Annotated in this window: 13 protein-coding genes; 4 read left to right on the top strand and 9 right to left on the bottom strand. The window is 73.4% G+C overall.

The window, feature by feature from the left end:
• Positions 1-108 precede the first annotated feature (108 nt).
• Complete coding sequence (locus KIK09_RS41435; RefSeq protein ID WP_214324974.1) at positions 109-1,296, top strand: acyltransferase family protein; 1,188 nt, start codon at positions 109-111, stop codon at positions 1,294-1,296.
• A 79-nt stretch (positions 1,297-1,375) separates the two neighbouring features.
• A complete protein-coding gene (locus tag KIK09_RS41430) occupies positions 1,376-2,344 on the top strand; it encodes a helix-turn-helix transcriptional regulator (protein WP_214324973.1) in 969 nt (322 codons plus the stop codon).
• Here KIK09_RS41430 and KIK09_RS41425 read toward each other — a convergent pair.
• The 5 genes from KIK09_RS41425 to KIK09_RS41405 form a co-directional block, all read right to left on the bottom strand.
• Positions 2,341-3,438: a winged helix DNA-binding domain-containing protein gene (locus tag KIK09_RS41425; RefSeq protein ID WP_214324972.1), complete on the bottom strand. Its 1,098-nt coding sequence runs from the start codon at positions 3,436-3,438 to the stop codon at positions 2,341-2,343. The genes KIK09_RS41430 and KIK09_RS41425 overlap by 4 nt on opposite strands.
• Positions 3,435-3,845, bottom strand: coding sequence for a VOC family protein (locus KIK09_RS41420; RefSeq protein ID WP_214324971.1), 411 nt, complete (start codon positions 3,843-3,845; stop codon positions 3,435-3,437). Before KIK09_RS41420 ends, KIK09_RS41425 begins: the two co-directional genes overlap by 4 nt.
• Before the next feature lie 75 nt (positions 3,846-3,920).
• The gene (gene recD2, locus KIK09_RS41415) at positions 3,921-6,125 is read right to left on the bottom strand and encodes an SF1B family DNA helicase RecD2 (RefSeq protein ID WP_372455750.1); all 2,205 of its coding nucleotides are present in this window, start codon (positions 6,123-6,125) and stop codon (positions 3,921-3,923) included.
• Between the two features lie 32 nt (positions 6,126-6,157).
• Positions 6,158-7,714, bottom strand: a complete 1,557-nt coding sequence (locus KIK09_RS41410; RefSeq protein ID WP_214324969.1) for a hypothetical protein — start codon at positions 7,712-7,714, stop codon at positions 6,158-6,160.
• A 73-nt stretch (positions 7,715-7,787) separates the two neighbouring features.
• Positions 7,788-8,729: a CE1 family esterase gene (locus KIK09_RS41405; RefSeq protein WP_214324968.1), complete on the bottom strand. Its 942-nt coding sequence runs from the start codon at positions 8,727-8,729 to the stop codon at positions 7,788-7,790.
• A 94-nt stretch (positions 8,730-8,823) separates the two neighbouring features.
• Between KIK09_RS41405 and KIK09_RS41400 the strand changes: the two genes are divergently transcribed.
• Both KIK09_RS41400 and KIK09_RS41395 read left to right on the top strand, forming a co-directional pair.
• On the top strand, positions 8,824-10,164 hold the full coding sequence (locus KIK09_RS41400) for a serine hydrolase domain-containing protein (protein WP_214324967.1): 1,341 nt from the start codon (positions 8,824-8,826) through the stop codon (positions 10,162-10,164).
• Between the two features lie 352 nt (positions 10,165-10,516).
• Positions 10,517-13,573 (top strand): ATP-binding protein, encoded by a 3,057-nt coding sequence (locus KIK09_RS41395; RefSeq protein WP_214324966.1) that lies wholly within the window; start codon positions 10,517-10,519, stop codon positions 13,571-13,573.
• On the opposite strand, the gene KIK09_RS41390 is transcribed toward KIK09_RS41395, so the two are convergent.
• Genes KIK09_RS41390 through KIK09_RS41375 form a run of 4 tightly spaced genes read right to left on the bottom strand, consistent with a single transcriptional unit; the run spans position 13,555 to position 17,924 of the window.
• Complete coding sequence (locus tag KIK09_RS41390) at positions 13,555-14,367, bottom strand: ABC transporter permease (protein ID WP_214324965.1); 813 nt, start codon at positions 14,365-14,367, stop codon at positions 13,555-13,557. The genes KIK09_RS41395 and KIK09_RS41390 overlap by 19 nt on opposite strands.
• A complete protein-coding gene (locus KIK09_RS41385) occupies positions 14,364-15,305 on the bottom strand; it encodes an ATP-binding cassette domain-containing protein (protein WP_214324964.1) in 942 nt (313 codons plus the stop codon). Before KIK09_RS41385 ends, KIK09_RS41390 begins: the two co-directional genes overlap by 4 nt.
• Before the next feature lie 48 nt (positions 15,306-15,353).
• Positions 15,354-16,784: a M81 family metallopeptidase gene (locus tag KIK09_RS60310; RefSeq protein WP_214324963.1), complete on the bottom strand. Its 1,431-nt coding sequence runs from the start codon at positions 16,782-16,784 to the stop codon at positions 15,354-15,356.
• Between the two features lie 15 nt (positions 16,785-16,799).
• Positions 16,800-17,924 carry an ROK family transcriptional regulator gene (locus KIK09_RS41375; RefSeq protein ID WP_214324962.1) on the bottom strand — a complete coding sequence of 375 codons (1,125 nt, stop codon included), beginning with the start codon at positions 17,922-17,924 and terminating at the stop codon, positions 16,800-16,802.
• Positions 17,925-17,972: the final 48 nt, after the last annotated feature.

The following is a 17,972-nucleotide window of genomic DNA, read 5'->3' as shown; positions in this document are numbered from 1 at the left end:
CACCTTAATGCTCCTACATGGAAGACGCGGAATCATTTAGGAGAGTTCGGTAACATTTCGATCACTTGGCGCAGTCAAGCGCAGGTCAGCGTGGCCTATCCTGGGCCGATGGCCGTGCTCACGCCGCAGGCGTCTGTCCCCCACACCGCCGCGGGTACACGGCTGGCCTGGCTGGACGCTCTGCGCGGGATCGCGGCGCTGGCGGTGGTCTACGAGCACGCGCTGGGGCCGCTGCTGCCGGAGGCCCGCCAGGCAGGCGGGCCGTACTTCGCGCCCGGCTGGTACGGCGTGCTGGTGTTCTTCCTGGTCAGCGGCTACGTGGTGCCCGCCTCGCTGGAGCGGCGCGGCGATGTGCGCGGTTTCTGGATCTCGCGAGGGTTCCGGCTGTATCCGCTGTGGGCGGCGTGCATGGTGGGCGTGCTGGCGCTCGCGGCCGCGGGGGTGCTCCAGGTGCGCTCGCCGGGTCCGGTCACCACGGCGCTGGCCCACCTGACGATGCTGCAGGACCTGCTCGGCGTGCCGCGCGTGCTGAACGTGCTGTGGACGCTGTCCTACGAGATGGCCTTCTACCTGCTGCTCACGGCGCTGTTCACGCTCGGCGGACACCGCCGCAGCCTGACGGCCGCGCTGGCCTTCACCGCCGCCGCGGTGGCAGGGGCGGGCCTGCTGCCGACCTCGCTCTTCACCGGCAACCTGCCCCTGACGCTCGCCGTGGTGCTGGCGTGCGTGGCGGCCGGGCTGGCCGGAGTCCTGTACGGCGGGCCGCAGGGGCGCAAGGTGGCGGCGGTGGTGCTGGCGGTGACCGTGGTGGTGCTGCTGGCCTGCAACGGCCACTTCCCCGCCTGGCAGAGCCTGATCATCCTGGCCACCATGTTCTCCGGCACCGTGCTGTACCGGGCCGAGCGCGGCGAGCTGCCCTGGTACACGGCCGCGTGGGTGGTGTTGGTGCCCTTCGCCGGCTGGGCCGTGGACGCCTCGGGTCCCACCCGGGTCGCCACGCTCGCCGCCTGGGCCACGTTCGCCGTCGGCATGCTGCTGCGGCGTCGCCGCGTGCCCGGGGCGCTGGCCTGGCTGGGGCTGGTGTCCTACTCGGTGTACCTGCTGCACCCGCTGCTGCTGCACAGCGTCGACGCGCTGCTGCCCGACAGCGGGGTCGCGCTGGCCTGGCGGCTGGCGATCCTGGCCGCCGTGCTGGCCGCGCTGCTCGGCCTGTCGGCGCTGACCTGGCGCTGGGTGGAGCTTCCCGGCCAGCGCCTGGGCGCCCGCCTGCGCAAACGCCTGGCCGCCTGCGACTGACGATCCCGTACCGACGCGGGCCGTACCGAGAAGGAGAAGCGGACAGAGCATGGCCGCTACTCCGGATACATTGCGTGGCATGCAGAAGACGTCCGCGCGGCTGCTGGCGCTGCTGTCCCTGCTCCAGGCACGCCGGGACTGGCCGGGGCAGCTGCTGGCCGAGCGGCTGGAGGTCAGCCCGCGCACCGTCCGCCGCGACGTCGACCGCCTGCGCGAGCTCGGCTACCCGATCACGGCCACCAAAGGCCCGGACGGGGGCTACCGGCTCGGTGCCGGCACGGAGCTGCCGCCGCTGCTGTTCGACGACGACCAGGCCGTCGCCCTCGCCGTCGCGCTGCAGAGCGCCGCCACCACAGGCGCGGGAATCGAGGAGGCCGCGGCACGCGCGCTGGCCACCGTCCGTCAGGTCATGCCGGCCCGGCTGCGCCACCGCATCGACGCCCTCCAGGTCACCGCCGTCCGCCCGGCGACCCGGCCGAACCCGCAGGCCGACCCGCAGGTCCTGATGGCCGTCGGCGCGGCCGTCCGCGCCCGCGAGGTACTGCGCTTCGACTACGCCCAGCCGGAAGCCGGCGCCGCCGACGCCCCGCCGCGCCGGGCGCAGCCACACCACCTCGTCACCTGGGGCGGGCGCTGGTACCTGGTCGCCTGGGACCTCGACCGCGACGACTGGCGCACCTTCCGCGTCGACCGGATCACCCCGCGCATTCCCAACGGACCCCGCTTCACCCCGCGCGAACTGCCAGGAGGCGACGTTGCCGCTTTCGTCGCCGCCAGATTCCAGGGTTCCGAGGGGCCCGGAGACTGGCCCTGCCGCGGCGAGGTGATCCTCGACCTGCCCGCCCACGTCGTGTCCGCCTACACCCGCGACGCGGTCGTCGAAGAACTCGGCCAGGACCGCTGCCGCCTCGTCCTGGGCGCGTGGTCGTGGCCCGCGCTGGCGGCCACCATCGGCAGGTTCGACGCCGACATCCAGGTCGTCGGGCCGGCCGAGCTCAAGGCCGCCTTCGCCCACCTGGCCCGCCGCTACGCCGACGCCGCGCGCTAGGGAGCCGCGGAGATCCGCACGCGGCGGCTCTCGTGCTCGGACAGGAACCCCGCCAGCGCACGGCCCTGCTCGCCCACGGCGGCGCGGTCGGCGCGGGAGAAGCGGCGCAGCGGGGTGACGACCACGGTGCCGGCCTGGACGGTCCAGGTCGCGGCGACCCGGCCGTCGAGCAGGACGACGCGTTCACCGGCGACCGACAGGCCGCGGTGGGCGTCGTCGATGATGCGGCCGCGGTCGTGGTAACCGAGGATCGCGTTGTCGAAGGCCGGCAGGAACCGCACCGGAGCGGGCACGTCGGGGTCGGGGCGGGGAGCGCCGGGCAGATCGAGGAGCTCGCGGCCGCGCTCGTCGCGGAAGGCGATCAGCTCGTCGCGGATCGCGGCGACCGCTGCGGGCAGTCCCGCCAGGCCGGACCAGGCGCGCAGGTCGGCCGTGGCCGCGGGACCGTAGGCGGCCAGGTAGCGGCGCACCAGCTCCTGGCCGACCGGGTCGGCGCCGTTCACGGCCGGCGGGTCGATCTCGCGTCCCAGCCAGGAGGACAGCAGGGCGTTGCGCACGCCCGCCTTGACGCGCCACAGCCCGCGCGGCGGCAGCTGCACCATCGGGATGAGGGCGGCGACCAGCATCTCGCCCAGCGCCCGCGGGCCCGGCCCCGGCCAGCGCTGGGCCAGCGCCCGCGCGAGCTCGCCCATCGAGCGGGGCTCCCCGTCGGACATCACCGCCAGGCCCGCCGCCGCGAGCTCGTCGAGGTCCACCCCGTCGAGCTCGCGGCGGTAGGTCCCGAGAACCCGCTGGCGCAGCATGGCGTCGTAGCGGGCGCGCCAGGCCAGGACGTCGCCGGCGGTGAGCAGGTGGACGGTGCGGCGCATCAGGTGGGTCCGCACGACGCCTCGGCCGGTCAGCAGCTTCGACAGCTCCGCCGGGTCGAAGGCCCGCAGCCGCGACCAGAGCCCGACGAACGGCTCCTGCGGCTCCTGGGCCTGCAGGCCGCACAGCTGCGCCACGGCGTCGAGGACCGGCACGTCGGCGTGATCGAGCAGCAACTGCCGGGCGAGCGTCGCGCGGTTGAGCGCCCGGCCGTCCAGCACGGTCATCGGCTCACGTCCACGACCCAGGTGACGCCGAACCGGTCCTTCAGCATGCCGTACAGGGGCGCCCACCCCGCGGGGCCGAGCGGCTGCAGGACGGTCGCGCCGGCGGAGAGTCCGTCCCAGTAGGCGGTGATCTCCTCGGCCGTTTCGCCGCGGAGTGAGATGAAGAACGCGTTCTCGCCCGGGTTCCAGGGCAGGCGCGAGGGCACGTCGTAGGCCATCACGCGGAAACCGCCGGGAGCGGTCACCTGGCCCCACATCACCTGGTCGGCCTCGGACGGATCCTGGACGTTCCCGGCGTTCTCGTAGGTGACCACGACCGCGTCGCCGCCGAACACGGACTGGTAGAACGTGAGCGCCGCGCGGGCCTGGCCGCGGAAGTTCAGGTGGGTCACGGTGTCAACGGACATGATGGTCTCCTGGTGTCTCGGTTCATTCAGGGACCACGGTCGCAGGGGTAGCGGCCAGGTAGTGGCCGCTTCTCCTCAGCGGGTGAGGCGGTGGGTCAGGCCCGTGTGGCGGCGGCCGGCGCCCTTGGTACGGATGGCCTGCGCGAGCGCGCGGCGCGAGCCGACGATGACCACCAGCTTCTTGGCCCGGGTGATGGCGGTGTAGAGCAGGTTGCGCTGCAGCATCATCCAGGCGCTGGTGGCCAGCGGCACGACCACACAGGGGTACTCGCTGCCCTGGGAGCGGTGGATGGACACCGCGTAGGCGTGGGCCAGCTCGTCCAGCTCGTCGAAGGCGTAGTCGACGCTCTCGTCCTCGTCGGTCAGCACGGTCAGCTTGTGCTCGTCGGGCTGCAGCGCGGTGACGATGCCGACGGTGCCGTTGAAGACGCCCGCGGCGCCCTTGTCGTAGTTGTTGCGCAGCTGGGTGACCTTGTCGCCGACGCGGAAGACGCGCCCGCCGTAGCGGCGTTCCGGCATGCCTTCGCGGGCGGGGGTGAGGGCTTCCTGCAGGGCCAGGTTGAGGGCGCCCGCGCCGGCGGCGCCGCGGTGCATGGGCGCCAGCACCTGGATGTCGCGGCGCGGGTCGAGGCGGAACTTGCGCGGGATGCGGCGGGCCACCACGTCCACGGTCAGCTCGGCGATGTCCTCGGGCTCGTCGGCGGGGAACAGGAAGAAGTCGCTCATGCCCTGCAGGATCGGGTGGTGGCCGGTGTTGACGCGGTGGGCGTTGACCACGACGCCGGACTCCTGGGCCTGGCGGAAGATCTGCGTCAGCCGCACCCGGGGGATGTCGTCGGCGGCCAGCAGGTCCTTCAGCACCTCGCCCGCGCCGACCGAGGGCAGCTGGTCGACGTCGCCCACGAACAGCAGGTGCGCGCCGGGCGCCACGGCCTTGACCAGCTTGTTGGCCAGCAGCAGGTCGAGCATCGAGGCCTCGTCGACCACGACCAGGTCGGCGTCCAGCGGGTTGTCGCGGTCGAAGGTGGCCTCGCCGCCCGGCCGCAGCTGCAGCAGGCGGTGCACGGTGGTGGCCTCGTGGCCGGTCAGCTCGGCCAGGCGCTTGGCGGCGCGGCCGGTGGGCGCGGCCAGGATGACGCGGGCGCGCTTGGCGCGGGCCAGCAGCACGATGGAGCGCACGGTGAAGCTCTTGCCGCAGCCGGGTCCGCCGGTCAGCACCGCCACCTTGTGCGTCAGCGCCAGCCGTACGGCCTGGCGCTGCTCGGCGGCCAGCTCCGCGCCGGTCTTGCCGTGCAGCCAGTCTTCCGCGCGGGTCCAGTCGACGTCGGCGAAGGCGGCGAGGCGGTCGGCCTTGGCGTGCAGCAGCGACAGCAGCCCGGAGGCCAGCGACAGCTCGGCGCGGTGGAAGGGCACCAGGTAGACGGCGGGGACGGTGCCCTCGGTGGCGGGGACGTCCTCGCGCACGACCTCCTCGTCCCTGACCGATTCGTCCAGGCAGGTGGTGACCAGCTCGGTCGGTACGTCGAGGATCTTGACGGCGTCGGCGACGAGGTTGGGGGCGGGCAGGTAGCAGTGGCCGTCGTCGGCCGCCTGGGACAGGGTGTAGCGCAGGCCCGCCTTGACGCGCTGCGGGCTGTCGTGCGGGATGCCGACGGCCTGGGCGATGGTGTCGGCGGTCTTGAAACCGATCCCCCACACCTCGTCGGCCAGCCGGTACGGCTCGCCGCGCACCACGTCGATCGAGCGCTCACCGTACTGCTTGAAGATGCGCACGGCGATGGAGGTGGACACGCCGACGCCCTGCAGGAAGATCATCACCTCTTTGATGATCTTCTGTTCCTCCCAGGCGGCGCCGATCATCTTGGTCCGCTTGGGGCCCAGGCCCGGCACCTCGACCAGGCGTTCCGGGCTCTTCTCGATCACCTCGAGGGTGTCGGTGCCGAAGTGGTCGACGATGCGCTCGGCCATCTTCGGCCCGATCCCCTTGATCAGGCCGGAGCCGAGATAGCGCTGGATGCCCTGGATCGTGGCCGGCAGCACGGTGGTGTAGGACCACACCTCGAACTGGCGGCCGTAACGCGGGTGGGAACCCCACCGGCCGGTCAGCCGCAGCGACTCCCCCACCTGCGCCCCGAGCAGCGGCCCGACGACGGTCAGCAGCTCGCTCCCTGAGCGCTCGGTGGCCACCCGGGCGATGGTGTAGCCGGTCTCCTCGTTGGCGTAGGTGATCCGCTCGAGAACCGCCTCGAGCACGCTGCCCGGGGGGCGGTCGTCAGCCATGGCCAGCATTATGCCCGCGCCGGCCGACAGGCTCAGTCGATGGGGATCAAGTCGGGGCCGATGAGCTCGCCCTGGTGGGGCTGGGGGTGGCCCTGGTCGTGGTAGTAGTGGCCGGCGTACCAGACCACGACGTTGGCGCCGTTGATCGATTCGCCGTTCATGAAGCGGTTGAGCGCGGCGCGGTCGCGCGGGCCGGGGTTGCCGTCCTCGAGCTCGGACGGGTGGTGGCGCAGGAACCACAGGTCGGAGACGCCGTAGGCGTCGGCGGTGGAGTCGAACTCGCCCGGATGGAGCTGGTAGCCGCGGCCGGTGACCTTGTCGCGCACCTGCCAGTACTTGGCCGGCGGCCGGCGCCGGCGCGAGGTCTCGCGGACGATGGCCACCGGCTCGGGGATGATCGAGCCCGTCTCGTCGATCTCCTCGACCACGTCGTCGGCCGCGCCGTCGAGGTCGAAGTCGAAGCGCCAGTAGGCGTGGTGGCGGTGCACCTTGCAGGTCATCGGGTTGGCCGTGGCCGCGAAGCCGAAGCGCGGCCTGATGGTGCCGTCGTCGGCCAGCCGCCAGTCGCTGGCGTAGCGGTACCAGCCGGCCGCGATCTCGCTGACGATGCGCAGTTCCTGCCCGTCGTGGTGGAAGGCCACCCCCTGGAAGTTGCCCGCGTCGCTGTCGGGCCGCTCCAGGATCGTGCGCGGCGGATCCGCGCACAGCCGCCACCCCCACCCGACCGGGTCCTGGCCGGTGGCCGAGAAGCGGGTCTCGAAGCTGGCGTCGTCGCGGAAGGTGGTGCCCTCCTCGTACTCCACGTTCAGGATCGGCACGTGCGCCTGCCGCAGCACCAGCCGGCCGCGGTAGCGCACCTCGCGCAGCTCCACCCCCGAGCCGACGCCCGGGTTCTGCGGCGCCGAGGCGCGCGGGCGCACCACCAGCAGGTTCCACAGCTCCGTCTCGCCGCGCAGCACGCGCACCCGCACCTGGTCAGGGCCGCCCCGGTCGGCCAGCGACTCCACTCCCTCCGGCACGCTGTGCTCGCAGTCGTGATGGGCCCGCACGTCGATCCCCTGCGGCCGCCAGTCCACGGTACGGCCGGCCACGTCGACCGCCACGATCCTGTGCCGCACCCCCGTCGGGTCGGCCGGGGTGTAGACGCCCAGCGTCGGGCGGCGCACGGTGGTGCCGTCGGGGTTCTCCAGGTCGGCCAGCGGCGGCATCGGCCGGTAGACCACCACGTCCTCGCCCTGCGGGAAGGCCGGGTCGGCCCGCAGGATCTCGGCGGCCTCGGCCAGCTCCTGCCTGCCGGGCTGGGGACGGTCGGCGCTGTGGCGCACCTCGGCCTGCTCCGGCCGTTCCAGGCTGCCGCGCAGCTCGATGGCCCGGTTGGCCGCCGGGTCGAACACCGTGGCGCGGAAGGCGGCATCCGGCCCCGGGTCGTGGCCGAGCGCGGCCGCGAAGGGGACGTGCAGCGTTCGCGGGTCGGCGACCTCCAGAGCCGCCAGCGCCTGCGGATGATCGGCCAGCGCCTGCCGTAACCGGTCGGCACTCAGACCGGCGCGCGGTACGGCTTCGATGATGATGCGGACGTCCTCGCCCATGGTCCCACCCCCGTGATCGTTGCCTCTGTGCCTGTCTTACAGGGCCACCGATGTGTCGGGTAGGCCCAGATGTTCACCGGGACGGGGCCGCGTCGAAGGCGTCCAGGATGACCCGGGTGGCGTCCAGATCCCGCGCGGTCGCGCCCAGGCTGGAGACCGCGATCGGGCCCGGCCAGGTGTGGCCGCCGCCCCTGATCGTGTACAGGGTGAGGGCGGCGCCGGGTGCGCAGTGGCTCCAGCTGGCCCGCCGTACATCCGAAGAAAGTTTGATATTTCGGGACTTTGTGCAGCCGAGGATGGCCGCCCAGCCGTCCACCACCTTCGCCACCGTGGGGAGCACCACCAGGTCGGCCAGGTTGCGCAGCCGGCCCGAGGCGTCCTGGAAGGGATGGCCGCCGCGATAGGGCACGACGCGGTCGGCGTCGCCGTGGAAGGCCACGATGACGGTCGGCTTGGCCTCCTGGCACGGTTCGACGATGTTGATCCCGGCCACCGGCGCCACCCCTGCCAAGCGTCCGGCCAGCGCGCACACCAGCGCCGCCGCCATCCCCGCCCCGTAGGACATGCCGGCGGCGAACTCCCTGCTCTTGTCGGCGCACAGCCCGCCCTCGAGGTGGTCGAGCAGCGCGGCCAGGAATCCGGTGTCGTCGGGGCCGTAGGTGTGCGGCAGCGTCCAGCCCAGCCTGCCCTCGGCCGCCTGCGGCGTGGCCACGATGTAGCCGCGCGCCGCGCCCGCCTCGGGCAGCCGGCTGTAGGCAGCCTGCCGCGTGGCCGTCGAGCCGAGCCCGTGCAGGTCGAGCAGGATCGGATGCGGGCCTCGGTCCTTGGGGACCCGCAGCAGATAGGTCCGCTCCAGCCCGCCGAAGCGCATCGTGTGCCTGCCGGACTCCAGCTTGACGTTCCTGCATCCGTCGGCCTGCTGTTGCCGGGGTTTCTGCTGCGGCGCCGGCTGGAGGGAGGTGCAGCCCGCCAGCAGTACGGCCAGCAGCCCGCCGATCGCGCGTGGAAGTCTCATAGCCGCCCGCAGATGTCGCCGGAATCCGGAAGCCCGCCCACGAAGGTACTTCCCCGGTCATCGGGCAGGCCAGAGCGCCGATACCCTGGGCGGCATGATCGAGGTGGGTGAGACGACGGCGCGGGCGCTGCTGCGCAGGCTGGCCGTCGAGCAGGCCGAGTCCAGGATCCCGTCGCTGAGCGCGGCGATCGTCCGCGACGGCGGCCTGGCCTGGTTCGGCGCGCGCGGCTGGGTCGGCGGCGCCGCGCCGACCCAGGACACGCAGTACCGGCTGGGCTCCATCACCAAGTCCATCGTGGCCGTGGTCGTCATGCGGCTGCGCGACGAGGGCCGCCTCGACCTGCTCGACCCGCTCGGCAAGCACCTGCCGGGCACCCCGTTCGGCGAGGTCACCATCGCCCAGCTGCTCTCGCACACCGGCGGCCTGACCGCCGAACCGCCCACCGGCTGGTGGGAGCGCACCCCCGGCCTGCCCGCCGACCAGCTGGTCGCCCTGCTGGGCGAGCAGGAGCACAAGCACCGGCCAGGGCGGGTGTTCCACTACTCCAACCTCGGCTTCGGCCTGCTCGGCGAGGTGATCGGGCGGCTGCGCGGCCACGGCTGGCTGCAGGCCGTACAGCAGGAAGTCCTGCGGCCGCTCGGCATGGACGCCACCACCCCCAGGCCGCGCGCGCCGCACGCCACCGGCTACGCCGTGCACCCCTTCGCCGACGTGCTGCTGCCCGAGCCGGAACACGACGCCCAGGCCATGGCTCCCGCGGGGCAGCTGTGGTCCACGGTGCGCGACCTGGCCAGGTGGGCGGCCTTCGTGGCCGGCGACACCGGCGGCGTGCTGGCGGCCGGCACCCTGGCCGAGATGCGCGAACCCGCCACCGTCGAGGACGGCGACGCCTGGACCTCCGGCTACGGGCTCGGCCTGCAGCTGGCCCGCGCCGGCGGCCGCCGCCTGGCCGGGCACACCGGGTCCATGCCCGGCTTCCTGGCCACCGTGTGGGCCGACCCGGCCGAGAAGCTCGGCGTGCTGTTCATGGCCAACGCCACCTCCGGCATCAGCCGCACCCTGGCCGTCGAGCTGCTGTCGATCCTGGCCGAGCACGAGCCCCGCCTGCCCGAGGAATGGCAGCCCTCACCCGCCGACCCCGACCTGCTCGCCCTCACCGGACTGTGGCACTGGGGCCCCGCCGCCTACACGCTGAGCCTGCTGCCCCACCGCGGGCTCGCCCTCGCCCCGCTCAACGGCCGCGGCCGCGCCTCCCGCTTCGTGCCGCAGGACGACGGCACCTGGCTCGGCCTCGACGGCTACTACGCCGGGGAGACGCTGCGCGTGGCCGACGACCACCTCGACCTCAACACCTTCATCTTCACCCGCACCCCGTACCAGCCCGACGCCCCCATCCCCGGCGGCACCCGACCCTGGCAACCCCACCAGGACTGACCCGCTGTGAGCGTCAATCCCCAGTTCGTTCTTGTACGGCGGGCCGCCGCCACCGGCCGCCCGCCGCACTGCGGCTGATGGCCCGCGACCGGCGCTTCCGGCGAGTCGGGGACGCTTCTCGCCACCACGACGTCACGCTGTCCTGGCACCACGGGTCCCTGGCCCTCGCCGTGCCTCGGGACCTGCCGCCCCCGTGTTGCTTGCGTCCGCAGGGGGCCACGGGCCTCCTGGCTCGCCGTACAGGGCGCCGGACGACCGCAGCGCGGGTGTGGAGGTGTCGCGGCGCCCGCGGTTCCCGCCTCTGGAAAGCGACAGAGAGCGAACGGTAGATCCCAGATGGCAGCATGGGGATGTGCGTGTGGGGATCCTGGGGCCGCTGCTGGTCGAGGGCGCGGAGATCGGCGGGGCGCAGCTGCGCCGGCTGCTGGTGCGGCTGGCCCTGGCCGCCGGCCGGCCGGTGACGGTGGACGAGCTGGCCGAAGCGCTGTGGCCCGAGGCCAGGCCGGCCGACCCGGCCAACGCCCTGCAGTCGCTGGTGTCGAGGCTGCGCCGCGCCCTGCCCGACCCCGCCGCGCTGGCCTCCATGCCCGGCGGCTACCGGCTGCAGGCCGACACCGACGAGCGCGAGTTCCACGACCTGGTACGGCAGGCCGCCCAAGCCGACCCCGCCACCGCCGCCGACCTGCTCGACCAGGCCCTGGCCCTGTGGCGCGGCCCCGCGCTCGGCGAGGTGGCCGCGGCCCCCTTCGCCCAGGGCCACGTCGTCCGCCTGGCGGAAAGCCACCTGGCCGCCCTGGAACAGCGGGCCGAGGCCCGGCTGAAGCTCGCGGGCGCGAACGAGGAGCTGGTGGCCGAGCTGGGTGAGCTGATCGCCCGCCACCCGCTGCGCGAACGCCTGCACGCCCTGCGCATCCAGGCGCTGCGCGCCGCGGGGCGGCACGCCGAGGCGCTGGCCGCCTACGAGGAGATCCGTGCCCGGCTGGCCGAGGAGCTGGGTGCCGACCCGGGCCCGCGCCTGCGCGAGCTGCACGCCGCCCTGCTGAAGGGTCCCGAGCCCGTCAGGCCGGTGCGGACGAACCTGCGGCTGCCGCTGACCAGCTTCGTCGGCCGCGCCGCCGAGGTGGAGCGCCTGCACCGGCTGCTGCGCGAGCAGCGCCTGGTCACCCTGGTCGGGCCGGGCGGCGCCGGCAAGACCCGGCTGGCCACCACGGTCGCGGCGGGGCTGGACCAGTCGGTGTGGCTGGTCGAGCTGGCGCCGGTCACCGACCCCGACGACGTCGCCCAGGCGGTGCTCGGCGCGCTCGGCCAGCGGCAGGTGCCGGCCGCGATCGGGCCGCGCGACACCATGGGCAGGCTGGTGGAGGCGCTGGCCGGGCCGCCGGTGCTGCTCCTGCTCGACAACTGCGAGCACCTGCTCGAGGCGGTCGCGCACCTGGCCGAGGAACTGCTCGGCCGCTGCCCGGGGCTGCGCGTGCTGGCCACCGGCCGCGAGCCGCTGGCCATCGGCGGCGAGACGCTGTGCCCGGTGCCGCCGCTGCCGGTCGAGCCGGCGGTGCGGCTGTTCACCGACCGCGTGGCCGCCGTCCGGCCCGGCTTCGGCCTCGACGACGGCAACGCCGAGACCGTGCGCGAGATCTGCCGCCGCCTGGACGGGCTGCCGCTGGCCATCGAGCTGGCCGCGGCCCGGCTGCGCGCGCTGACGCTGCGCCAGCTCGCGGAACGGCTCGACGACCGCTTCCGGCTGCTGAGCGGCGGCAGCCGTACGGCGTTGCCGCGGCACCAGACGCTGCGCGCGGTCGTGGCCTGGAGCTGGGACCTGCTGGAGGCGGACGAGCGGCGGCTGATCGAGCGGCTGTCGGTCTTCTCCGGTGGGTTCGACCTGCCGGCGGCCGAGCACCTGGGCGGCACGCTCGACGTGCTGGCCGCGCTGGTGGACAAGTCGCTGCTGCAGCCGTCCGGCGAGGGCCGCTACCGGATGCTGGAGACGATCCGCGAGTACGGGCTGGAACGCCTGGCCGAATCCGGGCAGATCGCCGCCGCCCGCGCCGGACACGCCGCCTACTTCATGGCCATGGCCGAGCGCCGCGAGCCGCAGCTGCGCGGCCGCGAACAGCTGGAGGCCATCGAGCAGCTGGTGGCCGAGCACGACAACCTGCTGGCCGCGCTGCACTTCGCCGTCGACTCAGGCGACGCCGACACCGCGGTACGGCTGGCCGCGGCGCTGGGCGTGTTCTGGACGATCCGCGGCAGCCTGCGCGACTCGGCCGCCTGGCTGCGCAGGGCGCTGGAGGTGCCGGGTCCGGCGCCGCGGGTGGCCAGGGTGGTCGCCTCGGCCGTCTACCTGATCAACGGGGCGCTGGGCGACGACGAGGTCACCGCCGAGGCCGTGGTGCGCGAGCTGACCGGTATGTTCCCCGGCGACGAGGCGGAGCTGGGCCACCCGATCCTGGCGCTGCTCGAGCCGGCGGTGGCGTTGTTCTCCGACGACTACGAGCTGGGCATGGCCACGGTCGAGCGGCGGCTTTCGCATCCGGATCCGTGGGCTCGCGGGATGCTGCTGCTGATCAGGGCCGCGATCAGGGAGAACGACGGCGACATGGCCGGCTCGCTTGAGGACCTGCTGGCCGCCGCCGAGGTGCTGCAGGCCGGCGGCGAGCGGTGGGCGCTGTCGCTGGCGATGACGGCGCTGGCCGAGGCCTACACCGTCTTCGGCGAATACGACCTGGCCATCCCCGCGATGCAGGAGGCCGTGCGGCTGATGCTGGAGCTCAACCCGGACGACGATCCGGCACACCAGCGCGTCTCACAGGCCTCGATCCGCATCCGGCAGGGCCAGCTGGAGCGGGCCAGAGCCGAGCTGGACGCGATCACCAGCGCCGGGCCGCAGACGCCGGGCCACGAGGCCTCCTTCGCCCGTGCCGTGCTGGGCGACCTGGCCCGCGCCGAGGGCGACCTGGAACGGGCGCACAAGGAGTACCTGGCGGCCGAGGAGCTGCTGGCGGGGGTACGCATGGTCGCGCCGCAGTTCCGCGCGCTGGTGCTGGCCGGCACGGCCCACCTGGCGGTGGCCCGCGGTGAGCTGGCCGAGGCCGAGGCCCTGCTGGCGCGGGCGACGGAACTGACGTTGCAGGCCAAGGACATGCCGGTGCTGGCCAGGGTCGCCGTGGCCGTGGCCGAACTGCGCATCCACCAGGACCTGCCGGTGCTGGCGGCCGAGACCCTGGGCGCCGCCGAGCAGCTGCGCGGCGCCCCCGACTCCGGCGACCGGGACGTGGCCCGCATCGCCGAGCTGCTGCGCGACCTGCTCGGCGAGGGCTACGACGCGGCCTACGCCCGCGGCAGCACCCTGCGGCGATCCGATGCGCTGAACCTGGTCTGCGACCACCAGGCTCAGGTGCGGCGGCGGTAGCCGCGCACCGCCAGGGGCGCGAACACCGCCAGCAGCACCAGGCCCGAGGCCAGGGTCCACACCACCGAGGAGCCCACCGGGCCGCCGAGCATCAGCGCGCGGGAGGCGTCCATGGCGTGGTTGACAGGGTTGATATCGGTCCAGGCCTGCAGCCAGCCCGGCAGGGTGTTCTTCGGGGTGATCATGCTGGTGCCGAACGTCAGCGGGAACAGCACGATGAACGCCATGCCCTGCACCCCGCCCGGCTCGCGCATCAGCACCCCCAGCAGCACGAACGCCCAGCTGACGCAGAAGGCGAAGAACACCGTCAGCAGGCAGGCCGCCAGGGTCGACAGCGGGTCGGTGCCGATGCGGAAGCCCAGCGCGTACCCGAAACCGAGCAGCACCACGATGGCCACCAGGTAGCGGATCAGGTCGCCGAGCACCGAGCCGATCAGCGGCGCCGAACGGGCGATGGGCAGGCTGCGGAAGCGGTCGAAGACGCCCTTCTTGATGTCGGTGTTGAGGTTGACGCCGGTGGCCATGCCGCCGAACATCACCGTCTGCACCATGATCGCCGGGAGCAGGAACTGCAGGTAGTCGTGGGTGTTGCCGGCCACGGCGCCGCCCAGCAGGAACACGTAGATGACCACGAAGATGATCGGCTGCAGGGTGACGTCGAGCAGCTGCTCGGGGGTGCGCAGCGTCTTGATGACGCTGCGCCCGGCCAGCGCCAGGCTGTGGCGGACCAGCCCGAACGGCCTGCGCTCGATCGTGGCGGGGGCCGCGGTGGAGCGGGACAGCGTGGTGGTCATGCGGCCTCCTCGGTGTGGTGGCCCGTCAGGGTGAAGAACACCTCGTCCAGGCTGGGCAGACGCAGCGACAGCTCGGTCACGGCGATCCCGGCGCCCGCCAGCCGGGCGACGATCTCGGTGAAGGCGGCGTCGCCGCCGACGGGGACGGTCACCACGTCGCGGCCCGGCGATTCGGTCTCGCGGCCGGCCACGGCGGCGATGATGGCTGCCGCCTCGGCCAGGCGGGCCGGGTCGGCGGGCCGTACCAGGACGGTCTGGCCGCCCACGACGCGCTTGAGCTCGGCCGGGGTGCCGTACGCGATGACCTTGCCGTGGTCGATGACCGAGATGTCGTCGGCCAGCGCGTCGGCCTCCTCCAGGTACTGCGTGGTCAGCAGCACGGTGACGCCGTCGGCCACCAGTTTGCGCACGATGGACCACACGTCCTCGCGCTTGGCCGGGTCCAGGCCGGTGGTGGGCTCGTCCAGGAAGATGACCTCGGGCCGGCCGACCAGGGAGGCGGCCAGGTCCAGGCGGCGGCGCATGCCGCCGGAATAGGTGGAGGCCCGCCGGTCGGCGGCCTCGGCCAGGCCGAAGTCGGCCAGCAGCTGGGCGGCGCGCACCTGGGCGTCGCTGGAGCGCAGGTCCAGCAGCCTGCCGATGAGCACAAGGTTCTCCCGGCCGGTCAGATCCTCATCGACCGAGGCGTACTGGCCGGTCAGGCCGATGCGGCGGCGCACCTGGGCGGGCCGGCGTGCCACGTCGAGCCCGGCCACGCTGGCGCGGCCGGCGTCGGCGCGCAGCAGCGTGGCCAGGATGCGCACGGCGGTGGTCTTGCCCGCGCCGTTGGGTCCCAGCACCCCCAGCACCGAGCCCTGGCGCGCGGCCAGGTCGATGCCGTCCAGAGCGGTGGTCTTGCCGAAGCGTTTGACCAGGCCTTCGGCTTCGAATGCGTTCATGCGATACATCGTGAGCGGCGCCGCTGACATTTCGCGCACAGAACGCTGTCAGCTGGTGAAGTCCCGGTCCAGGGGGAAGATCGGCCGCGTCAGGTTGCGGTACGGCAGGCGCAGCAGGTCCTGGTCGACGCCGCCGGGCGTGAGCGCCAGCATCCAGTCGGCCGCGGCCTCGAACAGCTCGGGCTCCAGGTAGCCGATCTTGACGGTGACCACGCCGACGTCGGCGACGTCCACCCCGAGGCGCCGGTAGGAGTCCAGCAGCCGGTACTGCATGCGGCGCGAGGTCAGGAACACGCTCAGCCCGCCGACGCGGACGGCAGCCACCCTGCCGCCGTCGGGGTCGTCGGCCAGCGCCTCCAGCGTCCCCTCCAGCGGCACCGGTCCGGGCTCGCGGGTGTCGATGCGGCCGCCGGCGCGCACGCTGACCGGCGAACCGACCGGCAGGTGCCCGATGCGTGCCACCGCCTCGGGGTCGTACAGCGAGGCGAACACCGCGCGTACCGACCCGTCGCGGATCTCGGGCCTGGCCAGCATCCGCTCCAGCGCGTAGGTGACGTCGTCGGCGCCGCCCGCGCCCGGGTTGTCGCCTGAGTCGCTGATGAAGTACGGCCGGGCCGCACCGTCCTTCAGCGCCGCGTCCAGGCAGTCGTCCATCGAGCCGGTGGGCGCCACGAACGCGAAGTCCTCGCGCGCCTGCCAGAAGGCCTGCCCCAGCTCGCGTGCGGCCTGGTCGGTGGCGGCGGCGTCGGTGCCGGTGGCCACGACCGCGCCCATGCAGCGCGGCTCGTCGGCCCAGGCGAAGCCGATCCAGATGGCGGCGTCGATCACGCCCGGCCTGGCCTCGATCTCCGGGATGCGGCCGTACAGGCTGCTGGCCGGTTCGATGCGGGTGCTGGTCATCTCGCCGGGCAGCAGGATCGGCACGTGTACCAGCGCCTTGTGCGGGCGCCCGCCCTCGCGCAGCGCCTGGACGAGGTTGCGGGCGGCGCGCTCGCGCGTCTCCCACACGTCCACGTGCGGCGCGGTGCGGTAGCAGGTCAGCAGGTCGCAGCCGTCGAACAGGGTCTGGGAGACGTTGCCGTGCAGGTCCATCGCCGTCGACACCAGCGGCTCGGATCCGATCACCTGGCGGATGGCGGTGATCAGGTCGCCTTCGGCGTCCTGGCGGCCGACGACGCTCATGGCGCCGTGGATGTCCAGCAGCATCCCGTCGAAGGTGCCCTGTGCCAGGCCGTCGACGATCTCGGCCTTCCAGGCGTCGTAGGCGGCCGGTTCGACCGCGCCGCCGGGCAGGGCGCGGGCGTGCACCAGCGGCACCCATTCCACCTCGGCGGCCCACGGGTCGTTCAGCCAGCCGTACCTGTCGAGCAGGGCCTGACCGCGGGTGACGTCGAAGTCGGCCGTGCCGGAAAGGTGCGGCGAGAAGGTGCTGGACTCGATGTGGATGCCGCCGATGGCGACGCGGAGGGGGCGGGGCACGATGGCAGAGCTCCTTCAGGCGGTGTGTGCGCGCACCAGATGGCCGAGCCCGATCAGGGCCGCATCCGGGCCGGCCAGGCTGGCCTCGATGGACAGGGACTGGGTCAACGACGGCAGGCAGCGTTCGTAGAGCATGCCTTTGGCGGCCGCCACGTAGACGTCCAGGCTGGACAGGGAGCCGCCGATGACGACGCTGTCGGGGTTGAGGAAGTTGACCAGGCCCGACAGGGCCACGCCGAGCAGCCGGCCCGCCTGGCGCACCAGGGTGACGACGGCGGGGTCGGCGTTCTCGGTGGCGGCGATGACGTCGCGGGTGCTGGCCACGGACAGGCCGCGCTCGGCGAGCTGGCGCACCAGCGCGGCGCCGCTGGCGACGGTCTCCAGGCAGCCGCGGCTGCCGCAGGAGCATTCGCGTTCGCCGCTGTCGGCCACCCGCACGTGGGTGACGTCGCCGCTCAGGCCGCGGCCGCCGCGGTAGACCTGGCCGCCGGAGACCAGGCAGCCGCCGATGCCGGTGCCTGCCTTGACGTAGACCATGTCGCCGGGGTCGCGGCGGACGGTGTACTCGCCGACCGCGGCGGCCTTGGCGTCGTTGTCGACGATCACGCTGACGTCGAAGCGGTCGCGCAGGTCGGTCTGGGCGTCGTAGCCGCTCCAGCCGGGCATGCGGGCCGGGCCGATGAGGCGGCCGTGCGGGAAGTCCACCGGTCCTGGCAGCGCCATGCCGACGGCCAGCAGGCTCTGGCCGGGCGCCTTGGCGGTCCTGATGCGGTCGAAGGCCTCGCTCACTTCGTCGAAGATCTTGGCGGGGCCTGCTCCTATATCGATGGCGGTCTCCTCGACCGCAAGCAGGCGCCCGCTCGGCGAGCACAGGCCGACCCTGGCGTGGCTGGCGCCCAGCTCGGCCACGGCGTAGACGCCGCCCGCGTCGATCAGGCGAAGGATCTTGGGCCGGCGCCCGCCGGTGGACTGGCCGACGCCCTCCTCCAGGATCGCGCCGTCCTCCAGCAGTCGCCGCACCACGGTGGACACCGTCGACGGGGCGACCTGCAGGATCTCCACCAAATCCGCGCGGGAGGTGGCCTTGCCGCTCGCCAGAAGGCTGAGCGCCTGCTCGCGCAGGTTGGCGGGATCCGACATGCCTCTCCTTTTGATGAGCCACTGAATGTGCCCATCATCGAGCACGAC

Source organism: Nonomuraea sediminis, from assembly GCF_018531495.1.
GTDB classification, from domain to species: Bacteria; Actinomycetota; Actinomycetes; order Streptosporangiales; family Streptosporangiaceae; genus Nonomuraea; species Nonomuraea sediminis.
Note: the sequence above shows the minus strand (reverse complement) of the source record. Positions and strands in the feature narration are given on the sequence as shown.

What these genes read in the sequence shown, in the direction of transcription:
- KIK09_RS41420 (WP_214324971.1), bottom strand. Translation starts at nt 3,845, where the DNA reads ATGTCCGTTGACACCGTGACCCACCTGAACTTCCGCGGCCAGGCCCGC.
- KIK09_RS41390 (WP_214324965.1), bottom strand. Translation starts at nt 14,367, where the DNA reads ATGACCACCACGCTGTCCCGCTCCACCGCGGCCCCCGCCACGATCGAG.
- KIK09_RS41405 (WP_214324968.1), bottom strand. Translation starts at nt 8,729, where the DNA reads ATGAGACTTCCACGCGCGATCGGCGGGCTGCTGGCCGTACTGCTGGCG.
- KIK09_RS41375 (WP_214324962.1), bottom strand. Translation starts at nt 17,924, where the DNA reads ATGTCGGATCCCGCCAACCTGCGCGAGCAGGCGCTCAGCCTTCTGGCG.
- KIK09_RS41385 (WP_214324964.1), bottom strand. Translation starts at nt 15,305, where the DNA reads ATGAACGCATTCGAAGCCGAAGGCCTGGTCAAACGCTTCGGCAAGACC.
- KIK09_RS41400 (WP_214324967.1), top strand. Translation starts at nt 8,824, where the DNA reads ATGATCGAGGTGGGTGAGACGACGGCGCGGGCGCTGCTGCGCAGGCTG.
- KIK09_RS41430 (WP_214324973.1), top strand. Translation starts at nt 1,376, where the DNA reads ATGCAGAAGACGTCCGCGCGGCTGCTGGCGCTGCTGTCCCTGCTCCAG.
- recD2 (WP_372455750.1), bottom strand. Translation starts at nt 6,125, where the DNA reads ATGGCTGACGACCGCCCCCCGGGCAGCGTGCTCGAGGCGGTTCTCGAG.
- KIK09_RS41435 (WP_214324974.1), top strand. Translation starts at nt 109, where the DNA reads ATGGCCGTGCTCACGCCGCAGGCGTCTGTCCCCCACACCGCCGCGGGT.
- KIK09_RS41410 (WP_214324969.1), bottom strand. Translation starts at nt 7,714, where the DNA reads ATGGGCGAGGACGTCCGCATCATCATCGAAGCCGTACCGCGCGCCGGT.
- KIK09_RS41425 (WP_214324972.1), bottom strand. Translation starts at nt 3,438, where the DNA reads ATGACCGTGCTGGACGGCCGGGCGCTCAACCGCGCGACGCTCGCCCGG.